We start from the raw sequence: 12,770 nt of genomic DNA, 5'->3' as shown, positions 1-12,770 counted from the left end.
GTCACTCCTTTTTGATTTATTGTTTATCTAAGCATTTGTTGTTTCATATTTTTTAATTCGTTCTCGATACTTGCATCCATGACTGTTGTATCCACTGTGATACGTACCCCACCGATTAATGAAAGATTGATTTTGTTTTCAATCATTACTCTGTCGAGATTTGTACGATCTTTAATCACATTTTCAATCTGTGTCAATTGCTCGTCTGACAATTCGTATACAGATTCGACAACAGCAGTGTCTTGATTATAGTATTTGTTATATAAACTATTAAAAACCTCAAACACTTTGCCAATGATGCTTAAGTGACGATTGTTCGCTAGAACCATAAACATGTTGTACAAGTATTTATTGGCACCACCAAAAACAATGCCTACAAAACGGTGGCGTTGTTCATTTGTCTGTTGAGGGTTTTGATCGATTGCTTTGAACTGTGAAATGTACGGTTGTACGCTTTCGTTAATCGCACTGAAATCCTCGTACATTTCTTCTAAAGTGTTAGTGTCTAATGCGACATCAAATAATGCTTTTGCGTATTTTTGTTCAATGTTTGCCATTATTTATCGCCTGCCTCTTTGATATACTTATCAACTAAGGCTTTTTGATCTTCTTCAGAAATTTCCTTGTTTAACACTTTAGCTGCAATTGAAACTGACAGTTGTGAGATTTGGTTGTTGATATCTGCAAGTGCGCGTTCTTTCTGGCTGTTGATTTCATTTTGTGCAGTTTCAATCATACCGTTTGCACGCGTATTTGCTTCATGAATTATTTGTTCTTGTTGTTCACGTGCTTGTAATTTTGCGTCTTCTAATATTTTTTGCACTTCTTGTTGTGTTGCTTTTAATGTTTGGTTGTTTTCTTCTTCAAGCTTTTGTGCATTTAGTTTTGCTTGTTCAGCGTCATCGATATCTTTATTGATATCATTTTGACGTTGATCCATGATGTCTTTTAACGGACCCCATGCGAACTTTTTCAAAAGCGCAAGTAAAACTAAGAATGTAATAAGGGTAATAATCATTGTGCCCCATTCTACATTAAGGTTTGCACCAAGCACGAATGTATTTATCGTCGCAGTCAATTACTTAGACACTCCTTTCATTCATTATGAACGTAATACTTATAGATAAAACGAACGGCGAAAGCCTATTGACTTCGCCCTTTCTAGTGTGTAATTACATGAACATTACGATGAATGAAATTACAAGACCAAGGATTGGTAATGCTTCAACTAAACCAATACCGATGAACATAATTGACATTAATTGTCCGCGTGCTTCTGGTTGACGTGCTACACCTTCAACTGTTCTAGATACAATAAGACCGTTACCAATACCAGCACCTAATGCTGATAAACCAATTGCGATTGCTGCTGCGATTAAATTCATTTAAAAATCCTCCTAATATAATGTTTATTTGTAACTTAATTAATGGCTCTGTACTTTATGAGACATGTAAACCATTGATAGCATAATGAAGATATATGCTTGGATGGTACCGATAAAGATAGAGAACGCTTGCCAAGCGATTAAGCCTGGTATACCGATGATCCAACCCCATGAGGCGTGATTTACAACAAGCCCTGCTAATAATGCTAGTAGGAGCTCACCTGCAAAGATATTACCAAATAAACGAAGACCTAACGTCAACGTAGAAGTAAACTCTTCGAATAAGTTAATTGGTAATAAGAAACTCGGTTTAGTATAGTTGTTCACATACTGTTTCTTGGTACCCATTTTTAGTCCATAGAAGTGTGTTAATAACACTACCAATGTAGACAACGTTAAAGTAACAGTGGCATCTGCTGTAGGAGATTTCCACCAGGTGTCTCCATTCACAACTATAGCAAATGGAAGACCTAACATGTTACCTACAAATATGAATAAAATCAAAGTAACTGCTAGGAAATGGAATTGGCCACCTTTGGACCAAGCCATGTTACTCTCGATGATTCCTCGAACGAAATCGAAGACCCATTCAATGAAGTTCTGTTTACCTGATGGCCGTTTTTGTAAGTTTCGTGTACAGATAATAGCTATAACAAAAACGATAAGCGCTGTAACAACCATCATCAGAATCGATGACAGGTTAAACACGATGTCTACACCAAAGAGATTCCAACTCACAGTAGGTTTTCCGTCGTGATCCATATTCACACCTCTTTCGTATCTTATTTTTCTCTATGTAACCATGGCCGTATGACCATCAATACATAAGAAATCATTAAACCGACAACTACACCAAAAATATTCATACGAGATCTGAAGACTAACCATATAATACAAGCGAGAAGTATAATCAAGTATCTCCATACACTACCTGTCGAAATATGTAACGTATCGGATCTTTTCGCCTTCATTAAATAGTATTCAAACGTATACGTATTTAACATTGAACCGATTGTACCGACAATTAATCCTAATATAAATGGTGAGTTTGTGAAAAAGTACACAATAACCAGCACAATAACTGCATAGATATAGTACTGAATGTATTGCTTAAAAATGATGTTGAAAGGTTTCAAAAAATGTGCCTCATTTCATTGTTAAATCCACAAATAAAAACCGTTCCACTCACACATTTTCTATCATAATATACGTGATATTCCGTGTCAATTCTATTCAAATAGTTGTGATAAATTCTTTTAAAAACCACATTTTTGACTTGAATATCAATCGGTTATGTAAAGGGTAACGGTTTTTTATCTATTAAACCAAAGAAATATTTAATATTTTCACAAATGCGTCGAGAAGCGAACCCATCTCCATATGGATTCGTAGCACTACTCATTTTACGATAGATTTTTTCATCATTCAATAGCAATTGTGTGGCATCATAAACTGAGGCTTCTGAAGTCCCTACAATTTTCAGCGTACCGGCTGCGACCCCTTCAGGTCGTTCAGTCACATCGCGAAGCACAAGCACAGGTTTGCCAAGTGAAGGTGCTTCTTCTTGCACACCACCTGAATCTGTAAGAATCAGATAAGCTTGATTTGCGAAATTGTGAAAATCAACCACATCAAGTGGATCGATGAGATGAATGCGTTCATGTTCTCCTAAATATTGCTGCGCTAACGCTTGTACTTTAGGATTCTTGTGAACTGGATAAACGACCACTACGTCTTCATGGTCTTCAACAATACGTCGAACCGCTTTAAAAATGTGTGACATCGGTTGCCCAATATTTTCACGTCGATGTGCAGTTAATAATATGACCTTCGCTTGATGATATTGAGAGATGATGCTGGAATGATAATGCAGGGAAATCGTCGTTTGCATAGCATCAATCGCTGTATTACCCGTCACGACGATCGTCTCTTTTGACTTACCTTCCCTTTCAAGATTACTGGCAGCATTATCGGTAGGAGCAAAATGCAAATCTGCCATGACTCCTACCATCTGCCGGTTCATTTCTTCTGGAAATGGTGCTCTTTTATCCCATGTTCGTAATCCTGCTTCAACATGGCCGATAGGAATCTGATTATACATGGCCGTTAAGCTACCGGTGAATGTTGACATTGTATCCCCATGCACTAATACCATATCGGGTTGTTCATGTTGAATCACTTGTTCTAATTGAGGTACGACTGAAGCAGTGATTTCAGAAAGGGATTGATTGGGCTTCATGATATCTAAATCATAGTCAGGTACAATATTAAATTGTTGTAGCACAGTATCTAACATTTCTCGATGTTGTGCCGTGACAACAACGATGGGATCTAACATCTGATCCGCTTTTAAGGCCTGTACAAGTGGTGCCATCTTAATCGCTTCTGGCCGCGTGCCAAAAACTGTCATTATTCTCTTCATGTGCTGCAACTCCTACATGATTATTTTGTACCGAATAATCTATCGCCTGCATCACCTAAGCCTGGCGTAATGTAAGCTTTGTCGTTTAATTTTTCGTCTAATGCTGCTATGAAAATATCTACATCTTCATGCGCTTTTTGTAATGCTTCCACGCCTTCAGGTGCAGCAATTAAGCACATAAATCTAATGTTTTTAGCACCGCGACGTTTAAGTGAATCAATGGCTGCGATAGCTGAACCACCTGTCGCTAACATCGGATCAACGACGATGATTTCACGTTCTTGAATATCTTGTGGTAATTTAACAAAATATTCTACAGCTTCAAGCGTTTGTGGATCACGGTATAAACCAACGTGTCCCACACGTGCTGCAGGAACCAATGTTAAAATACCAGATGTCATACCCAAGCCTGCTCTTAAGATCGGAACGAAAGCGAGTTTTTTACCACTTAATCGTTTTGCTGTCATCGTTGTGACAGGTGTTTCGATTTCCACGTCTTGTAGCTCTAAATCTCTCGTCACTTCATAAGCCATGAGCATACCTACTTCATCTACAAGCTCTCTGAATTCTTTCGTACCTGTATGTTTATCTCTGATATAGCTTAATTTATGTTGTATTAATGGATGATCAAAAACGTGAACTTTACCCATTGTTAAATGCCTCCTACTATGATTGATATAATGGATGTTTTGTTGTTAATGCTTTCACACGTGATTTGCCTTCTTCAATCGCATCTTGATCTTCAGGATTTTTAAGTACTAAACTAATGATCTTACCTACTTCTTCAAAGTCTTCTTCTTTAAATCCACGTGTTGTAGCTGCTGGTGTACCAATACGTAAGCCACTAGTGATAAATGGTTTTTCTTCATCAAATGGAATCGTATTTTTATTACATGTAATACCGACTTCATCTAATGCTTCTTCCGCTTTTTTACCAGTGACACCTGTAGAACCTTTAACATCAACTAAGACTAAGTGATTGTCAGTGCCGCCTGATACAATGCGGAATCCTTCATCAGCTAACGTAGATGCTAATGTTTGCGCATTTTTAATGATTTGTTGTTGATATGTTTTAAATTCAGGTTGTAATGCTTCACCAAACGCAACTGCTTTTGCTGCAATCACATGTTCTAACGGACCACTTTGGACCCCTGGGAAGATTTTTTTGTCGATATCTTTTTTGTATTCAGATTTGCATAAAATCATACCACCACGTGGGCCTCTTAATGTTTTATGAGTAGTTGTAGTAGCAAAATCAGCATGTTCTACTGGATTTTGATGTAAACCTGCAGCAACTAAACCTGCAATATGAGCCATATCTACCATTAATTTAGCGCCGACTTCATCTGCAATTTCTTTGAATTTTGCAAAGTCGATTTCACGAGGATACGCAGATGCACCAGCTACGATTAATTTAGGTTGATGTTCCTTCGCAATTTCTAACACTTTATCATAATCGATGTATTCACTTTCTTTATCGACTTCATACTCAACAAAGTTATAGAATTGACCACTGAAGTTAACTTTTGAACCATGTGTTAAATGACCACCATGGTTTAAGTTCATACCTAATACGGTGTCCCCTTGTTCAAGTACTGTAAAATAAACAGCCATGTTTGCTTGTGAACCTGAATGTGGTTGAACATTGACGTGTTCAGCATTAAAAAGCTCTTTCGCACGTTCAATGGCTAATGTTTCTGATTCATCAACAAATTGACAGCCACCATAATATCTGCGGTTCGGATAACCTTCCGCATATTTATTTGTAAGTACTGAACCTTGTGCTTCCATCACTGCTTTTGAAACAAAGTTTTCAGAAGCAATTAACTCGATATTATTATTTTGACGGTTAAATTCTTTCTGAATGATTTCATAAAGTTTAGCATCTTGTTCTTGAATATATGACATTCTATCCCCTCACTTCGTCTAAGTTATACTTCGCGCGTTCTCCACCAATTTTTTTAGGTCTTGAAGAAGCTATTGTCACTACAGCTTCACCGATGTTTTTCACTGAGGTACGTACGGGAATAGCGACATGTTTAATGTGCATACCAATCAACGTTTGGCCGATATCTATTCCTTTTGGTACTGTGATATGTTCCACTACCATTGGATCATCCATGTGTTGATAAGCATATGTAGCTAAGCTCCCACCAGCGTGTACATCTGGAACGACTGTCACTTCTTCCATCGTTAATGGGTTAAAGTGTTTGCGTTCAATCGTAACAGCGCGGTTGATGTGTTCACATCCTTGGAATACGAATGAGACCCCTGTTTCTTCTTCAACTGCTTTTAACGCTTCAAATATAGATTTGGCGACGTCCATTGAACCGACACTTCCGATACGTTCGCCGAGTACTTCTGAGGTTGAACAACCAATGATGCATAGTTCTTCACTTTTGAAAAAATTTTGTGACTTTAATTCATTGAGCAATGTGTTTAAATCTTCCATATGCCCACCCCCTTCTTTATTTAATCCTTATGTAGTCTCTGACGCTTGACTGAAATGCAATAGCAACGCTGCTATTAATAAATATTATAACGTATTTATACACGTTCTCATACTGATTTACCATTGCGTTTCACATTTGGATAAAATGAATGGCCAATTTCCGCTATATGCTTCAGAAGTCTCGTATAAGAATGCAATCTAACTAAGCAACTTTTGTTCAACGATTAAAGTAGGGACGCTTTTTCTAACTTTGAATTGAATCCCTTTAAATATAAAAAATGGGCTAGCTTCCACATCATTCACACTGAATGGTATGAATACTAACCCAATACGTTAAATCTATCTATTTTATTTTTCGCGCAAGTGTTTGTATAAGTTCATCTAATTCTCTATAGACCGCTCGATATGTGTCTGGACCGCCACCAATCGGATCTGCGATATCTCCTTGCTCATCGACATATTCTTTCAATGTGTATACATTGGCAACTTCAGGATACTGTGTCTTTAACACCATTTTATGAGTTTGAGTCATAGTCAGTATCAAATCTGCAGACAAATCTTTAGCGCTGAAGTTTTGCGCGGCGTCCGGCATAGGAAGGTCATGATTTTCGATAAGCGTGCGACTTTCTGAAGCTATAGGTTGACCATCAATCGCATATACCCCTCTAGATTCAATCTCATGATCTTCTAATTGAGATTTAGCAATGCTCTCAGCTAAAGGACTCCGACATGTATTGCCTGTACAAACAAATATGATATGCATGTTTCTTATTCTCCTTTCGCTTCAGATGGTGTCGCTGCTTTTTCCATACGGTTCATAATGGCAGCTGTTTGATCGCTCGGTTTAAACCCAAAAATATACGCTTGATTGATGTCGCTTCTCATATCAATCTGATGTAAGACATGGTATAAGTTGTGATTCGCACCTTTGATATCTTGCTCATTTTGACACAATGAAATAAATGATGCTTCTTCAGGGATTTCACTTTGATAATTATCAGGAAAAATCAAAGCCATTTGACTCCAATCACTATCACCTTGTAACGACTTGGCTTCTTCTAGCGAGTACACAATTGTCACTGGCGTTTCTGGCGCATAATGTCTGTACTTCATCCCTGGAGCAATCGGACGTTCTTGATCGACCATACCGATACGTTCTACCTGTTGATCTATCACTGATTCAATCATTTCAGCCGTAATGGCACCAGGTCTCGCAATGCGGAATGGCACTTGGGTACAATCTAATACGGTACTTTCAAGCCCTTCTTCACTTTGATCTCCTTGTATAATACCATCGATACGACCATTTAAATCATGATAGACGTGATCAAATGTCGTAGGTGAAGGTTTCCCACTTAAGTTCGCACTTGGTGCTGCAATGGGAAGATCAACGAGTTGTAGCACTTGTCGACCAATAGGATGACTTGGCATTCTGACAGCGATAGAATCTAATCCGCCTGTAACGCGGTCACATAAGTATCCTTTTTTTAAGGGTAAAATGAATGAGATAGGTCCTGGCCAAAATGCATCCATCAATTTTTGCGTATCAGCTGGGATATGTGACACAAAGTCATTTAATTGATCCTCGCTGTGTACATGAATAATGAGCGGGTTATCAGAAGGTCTTCCTTTCGCTTCATACACATGACGAACCGCAGCTTCATCCAAAGCATTGGCACCGAGCCCATAAACTGTTTCGGTTGGTAATGCAATCAAACCACCTTGCCGATATATTTGTTGAATCTCATCTACGCCCGGATATCTTGTTATGTCTTCACGATACGGTCTCAGATCCCAAACTTTAGTTTTCATCTTCGTGCCACACTCCTTTCTTCATTTTTAGTCGTGATACGCTAAAGCCCCGTTTACGACGCTAAATGCCACTGAAAAGCAAGAATACGATCATTGTTATTCATATCTTTAACAATATTGACGTCGATGGTTGGATATAATTCATGAATCATTTGTGTAAGATCATGCGCTTGTTTGTAACCTATTTCAAACACCACTTGTGCATCAGGATTTAGTACTTGCGGTAACTGTTGCAGCATTTTTTCATAAATCGCATAGCCTTTATTTCCTGCGAATAATGCTTGTGCTGGTTCGTAATCGATAACAGATTGATCCATCACTTCACGTTCATCCTGTGAAATATAAGGTGGATTTGAAATGAGACCATCTACCTTAATATCTTGCTCTATCAATGGTGTTAACACATCACCCTGTAGCCAATGAATGTCCACTTGATGTGTATCTGCATTACGCGCAGCTACATCGAGTGGTGCTCGGTACAAGTCAGTCGCATAAACATCGAGTGAGGGCATTAATCGCTTCAACATAATTGGCAGCACACCGCTTCCAGTTCCTATATCTACGACACGCTCGCCTTCGTTAAGCTGTTCCAGAAAGTAAAGCATGACTTCTTCCGTTTCTGGTCGAGGGATTAAACAATCTGGTGTTACTTCAAATGTTTCACCATAAAAGGATTGAAAGCCAACGATATATTGAATCGGTTCCCCTTTTAACATGCGCTCTACGGCCTGTTTATACATATCGACCTGATTTTCTGGCATCTCTTCATTTAAATGCATAATAAACTGAGTCCGATTCCAGTGTAAAAGATCGAGCAACAACCACTCTGCACGTGAAGCTTCAAACCCTTGCTGTTGTGCTTGTTGCTGTGCAGCTTCAAGGACTGTCTTATAGCTCACCATTGTTCAATTCTTTCAGTTTTTCGGTTTGTTCTGACATCGTTAGTGCATCGATGATTTCTTCTAGTTTACCTTCCATGATTTGGTCTAATTTTTGAATTGTTAAACCAATACGATGATCTGTCACACGGTTTTGAGGATAATTGTACGTACGGATACGTTCTGAACGATCCCCTGTACCCACAGCTGATTTACGTTCAGAGGCATATTTTTCCTCTTCTTCCTGAACTTTCATATCATACACACGTGCTTTTAATACTTTCATCGCTTTTTCACGGTTTTTAATTTGTGACTTTTCATCTTGAGAAGTCACGACTGTATTCGTCGGTAAGTGAGTGATACGTACGGCAGAGTCCGTTGTATTAACGTGTTGGCCCCCAGCACCGCTTGCGCGATAGGTATCGATTTTAATATCTTCATTGCGGATTTCAACTTCTACGTCTTCCGCTTCAGGTAACACCGCAACGGTCGCTGTAGATGTATGGATACGACCACCAGATTCTGTTTCTGGCACACGTTGTACACGATGCGCACCGTTTTCATATTTCAGTTTAGAATAGGCACCTTGACCTTGAATCATGAAACTTACTTCTTTATAGCCACCGTGATCACTGGCGTTCATCTCTACGATATCTGTTTTGTAACCGAGTGTTTCACTATAGCGAGAATACATACGTAATAAATCACCAGCAAAGATAGCCGCTTCATCCCCACCTGCTGCCGCGCGGATTTCAACAATTACGTTTTTATCATCATTAGGATCTTTAGGGATGAGTAAGAATTTCAAACGATCTTCAAGTTCAGGAATTTGTTCTTTAGAAGCATTTAAATCTTCTTTTAAAATGTCGATTTCATCTTTATCACTTGTCTCTTGTAACATCGCTTCGATTTCTTCAATATCTTCTTTCACTTGTTTATATTGACGATATACATCGACCGTTTGTTGTAAATCTGCTTGTTCTTTAGAATATTGACGTAGTTTTTCAGAATCATTGACTACATCTGGGTCACTTAACATTTCATTGAGTTGTTCATATCTATCTTCTACTATCTCTAATTGATCAAACATTAATCGTTCTCCTCCTCTTCTATAGATGGTAATACAATATGGTGTGCACGACAACGCGCTTCGTAACTTTCGTCTGCACCGACTAAAATAATCGGGTCATCTCTTCTCGCTGGTTTGCCGTTAATTAAACGTTGAGTTCGACTTGCAGGACCACCACACACAGAACATACCGCGTGTAATTTCGTCACTTCTTCACTGACGGCCATCAATTGTGGCATAGGTTCAAAAGGCTCTCCTCTAAAATCGAGATCTAATCCTGCCACAATGACGCGATGACCTTGATCTGCAAGTTTTTGTGCAATATGAACGATTTCCTTTTCAAAAAATTGTACTTCATCAATACCGATCACATCTACATCGGTTAAATCTTGTTTGAATATTTCAGAAGCTGTCGTAATATTAAACGCTTCGACTGAATTACCATTGTGTGACACAATTTTATCTTTATGATAGCGATCGTCTATAGCGGGTTTAAAAACGATCACTTTTTGCTTTGCATACAAGCCGCGTCGTAAGCGACGAATCAATTCTTCTGATTTACCGCTAAACATGCTGCCTGTAATACATTCTATCCAACCACATTGGTGCGCTTCATTCATCGTCAGTTCCACCCTTTTCAAAACATAATCGATTCATTATATCATATTTTGTATGTATTTATCTTCCGTTTCATCGTATTTTGAAAATACAAAATAGGAGCATATTGTTGATACAAGGTCCTTCGATACTTGCGGAAACGTTATCGCATTTCATCCTGAGCATCTTACAACACGTTACACTTAAAATGACTTCCCACAAAGACATTATCATTATGTTTAAGAACGATAAAAGGCTGGGACGATAAACTGCCCCAGCCTGTTGAAAAAACAATATTAATTGTTGTCGTTGCTTGATTTGAATCCGAATTTCTTGTTGAAACGTTCTACACGACCATCCGCAGCAGCGAATTTTTGACGTCCTGTGTAGAATGGATGTGAATCAGAAGACACGTCTAAACGAATAACTGGATATTCGTTACCGTCTTCCCATTTCATAGTTTCTGATGATGTTTTAGTTGAACCACTTAAGAATTTAAAATCTGTAGTTGTATCTAAAAAGATAACTTTGTGGTATTCGGGATGAATGCCTTGTTTCATTATTTTCAGCTCCTTTGCCCTGAACCATCTGGAACAGAGTTATTTGTGAGTTTCTTACCCAATACTAAATTATTATAAATGTTAGCGATATAAAACGCAACCCATTATTGTAAAATTTCTATGGTTAAACGCAAGCTTAGTAAATCGCCTTAAATAATCGGTTTGCCGGTTTTTGTACTTTCTTTCGCAGCTTCTTGTAACTGTTTAAAGAATTCATCGTTATCATTCGTGCGTTTTAATTTTCGAATGAAACGTTCAGTGAAGTCTACAGAATCTGTAAACATATTACGCAATTGCCATAGTGATTCCATGTCTTTTGGTGAGATAAGCAATTCTTCTTTACGCGTAGAACTCCGTCTAATATCAATAGCTGGGAAGATACGGCGTTCAGCTAATTTACGATCTAAGTGCAGTTCCATGTTACCGGTTCCTTTGAACTCTTCATAAATCATGTCATCCATGCGTGAGCCGGTATCGACAAGTGCAGTTGCAAGAATCGTTAAGCTTCCACCTGCTTCAATATTTCTCGCTGCCCCGAAGAAAGCTTTAGGTTTATGAAGTGACGCTGGATCTAAGCCACCAGACAGTGTACGACCACTCGGTGGAATGACTAAGTTATATGCACGAGCTAGACGGGTAATAGAATCCATTAAGATGATCACGTCTTTTCCTATTTCAACAAGACGTTTTGCACGTTCAAGTAATAACTCTGCAACTTTCACGTGGTGTTGAGGTGGCTCATCAAAGGTAGAATGCACGACCTCAGCACTTTCTACAGAGCGTTCAATATCTGTTACCTCTTCAGGGCGTTCACCGACAAGTAAGATGAACAATTCTGCGTCGGGTTTATTTTCAGCAATTGCATTTGCGATGTCTTTCAATAAGGATGTCTTACCTGCTTTAGGTGGGGCCACGATTAAACCACGTTGACCAAAACCAATCGGAGAAATTAAATCCATAATGCGCGTTGAATAATTTTCTGCTGTAGTTTCAAGAACAATGCGTTCTTCGGGATAGAGAGGTGTTAAAGCTTGAAAGTGGGGACGTTTTTTAACTTCTTCGGCATTTTCATCATTGACAAAATCAACTTGCAAGAGACCATAATACTTTTCATTGTCCTTAGGTTTTCTAACCTTTCCGGTCACTTTATCGCCGCGTTTGATTTCAAAACGTCTGATTTGGCTTGCGGAGATGTAAATATCTTTTTCACCTTTGGAATAGTTGACTGTTCTTAAAAAGCCATACCCATCAGGTTGAATATCATCTAAGATGCCTTCCATATAATAATTGCCGTCTTTTTCCATCTGTGCTTCCATGATGGCCAGGACTAATTCTTTTTTATTCAATTTACTATAATTAACTAGCTTGAGTGACTTCGCTCTTTGTGTGAGTTCTTTTGTCGTATAATTTTTATATAATTCGTGGAAAGACTCATATTGAGGAGATGTACGTTCTTTTCCAGGCATAATCTTGCACCCATTTCATATTTTAATATTTTTTGAACTGATCAAAATTAATCTCATGTACCTCACTAACTATAGCAAATTTTCCATACAAACACAAAACGAATTTAAATTGTTAACCCGCTTCAATAT

At 38.4% G+C, this 12,770-nt stretch carries 16 protein-coding genes; all 16 read right to left on the bottom strand.

The window, feature by feature from the left end; genetic code table 11:
- Nucleotides 1–23: 23 nt before the first annotated feature.
- The 16 genes from ACSBRB_RS09545 to rho all read right to left on the bottom strand — a co-directional run bounded on the left by ACSBRB_RS09545 (nt 24) and on the right by rho (nt 12,641).
- Nucleotides 24–557 carry a F0F1 ATP synthase subunit delta gene (locus ACSBRB_RS09545; protein WP_435032602.1) on the bottom strand — a complete coding sequence of 178 codons (534 nt, stop codon included), beginning with the start codon at nt 555–557 and terminating at the stop codon, nt 24–26.
- Complete coding sequence (locus tag ACSBRB_RS09540; RefSeq protein WP_435032601.1) at nt 557–1,078, bottom strand: F0F1 ATP synthase subunit B; 522 nt, start codon at nt 1,076–1,078, stop codon at nt 557–559. The genes ACSBRB_RS09545 and ACSBRB_RS09540 overlap by 1 nt, the downstream gene beginning before the upstream one ends.
- A gap of 94 nt (nt 1,079–1,172) precedes the next feature.
- Nucleotides 1,173–1,385, bottom strand: coding sequence for a F0F1 ATP synthase subunit C (gene atpE, locus ACSBRB_RS09535; protein ID WP_002510315.1), 213 nt, complete (start codon nt 1,383–1,385; stop codon nt 1,173–1,175).
- 39 nt (nt 1,386–1,424) lie between these two features.
- Nucleotides 1,425–2,147 (bottom strand): F0F1 ATP synthase subunit A, encoded by a 723-nt coding sequence (gene atpB, locus ACSBRB_RS09530; RefSeq protein WP_435032600.1) that lies wholly within the window; start codon nt 2,145–2,147, stop codon nt 1,425–1,427.
- Nucleotides 2,148–2,167: 20 nt separating this feature from the next.
- A complete protein-coding gene (locus ACSBRB_RS09525) occupies nt 2,168–2,521 on the bottom strand; it encodes an ATP synthase subunit I (protein WP_435032599.1) in 354 nt (117 codons plus the stop codon).
- Nucleotides 2,522–2,676: 155 nt separating this feature from the next.
- On the bottom strand, nt 2,677–3,807 hold the full coding sequence (wecB, locus tag ACSBRB_RS09520) for a non-hydrolyzing UDP-N-acetylglucosamine 2-epimerase (RefSeq protein WP_435032598.1): 1,131 nt from the start codon (nt 3,805–3,807) through the stop codon (nt 2,677–2,679).
- A gap of 20 nt (nt 3,808–3,827) precedes the next feature.
- A complete protein-coding gene (gene upp, locus ACSBRB_RS09515; protein WP_435032597.1) occupies nt 3,828–4,457 on the bottom strand; it encodes a uracil phosphoribosyltransferase in 630 nt (209 codons plus the stop codon).
- A gap of 16 nt (nt 4,458–4,473) precedes the next feature.
- Nucleotides 4,474–5,715, bottom strand: coding sequence for a serine hydroxymethyltransferase (gene glyA, locus ACSBRB_RS09510; RefSeq protein WP_435032596.1), 1,242 nt, complete (start codon nt 5,713–5,715; stop codon nt 4,474–4,476).
- Nucleotide 5,716: 1 nt separating this feature from the next.
- Entirely contained in the window at nt 5,717–6,259 is a 543-nt protein-coding gene (locus ACSBRB_RS09505) for a TIGR01440 family protein (protein WP_107398049.1), read from the bottom strand.
- A 343-nt stretch (nt 6,260–6,602) separates the two neighbouring features.
- Entirely contained in the window at nt 6,603–7,022 is a 420-nt protein-coding gene (locus tag ACSBRB_RS09500) for a low molecular weight protein arginine phosphatase (protein WP_435032595.1), read from the bottom strand.
- 5 nt (nt 7,023–7,027) lie between these two features.
- Nucleotides 7,028–8,071, bottom strand: a complete 1,044-nt coding sequence (locus tag ACSBRB_RS09495) for an L-threonylcarbamoyladenylate synthase (protein ID WP_435032594.1) — start codon at nt 8,069–8,071, stop codon at nt 7,028–7,030.
- Nucleotides 8,072–8,124: 53 nt separating this feature from the next.
- Nucleotides 8,125–8,973 carry a peptide chain release factor N(5)-glutamine methyltransferase gene (prmC, locus tag ACSBRB_RS09490; RefSeq protein WP_435032593.1) on the bottom strand — a complete coding sequence of 283 codons (849 nt, stop codon included), beginning with the start codon at nt 8,971–8,973 and terminating at the stop codon, nt 8,125–8,127.
- Nucleotides 8,960–10,039: a peptide chain release factor 1 gene (gene prfA / locus ACSBRB_RS09485; RefSeq protein WP_059107899.1), complete on the bottom strand. Its 1,080-nt coding sequence runs from the start codon at nt 10,037–10,039 to the stop codon at nt 8,960–8,962. The genes prmC and prfA overlap by 14 nt, the downstream gene beginning before the upstream one ends.
- Complete coding sequence (locus ACSBRB_RS09480) at nt 10,039–10,638, bottom strand: thymidine kinase (RefSeq protein ID WP_435032592.1); 600 nt, start codon at nt 10,636–10,638, stop codon at nt 10,039–10,041. The genes prfA and ACSBRB_RS09480 overlap by 1 nt, the downstream gene beginning before the upstream one ends.
- 273 nt (nt 10,639–10,911) lie before the next feature.
- The gene (locus ACSBRB_RS09475) at nt 10,912–11,175 is read right to left on the bottom strand and encodes a type B 50S ribosomal protein L31 (RefSeq protein WP_059107901.1); all 264 of its coding nucleotides are present in this window, start codon (nt 11,173–11,175) and stop codon (nt 10,912–10,914) included.
- A 149-nt stretch (nt 11,176–11,324) separates the two neighbouring features.
- Nucleotides 11,325–12,641, bottom strand: a complete 1,317-nt coding sequence (gene rho, locus ACSBRB_RS09470; RefSeq protein ID WP_107392112.1) for a transcription termination factor Rho — start codon at nt 12,639–12,641, stop codon at nt 11,325–11,327.
- Nucleotides 12,642–12,770 lie beyond the last annotated feature (129 nt).

Source organism: Staphylococcus auricularis (assembly GCF_051172115.1).
In the GTDB taxonomy this organism is placed as follows: domain Bacteria; phylum Bacillota; class Bacilli; order Staphylococcales; family Staphylococcaceae; genus Staphylococcus; species Staphylococcus auricularis_A.
This window is presented reverse-complemented; position numbering and strand designations above follow the sequence as displayed.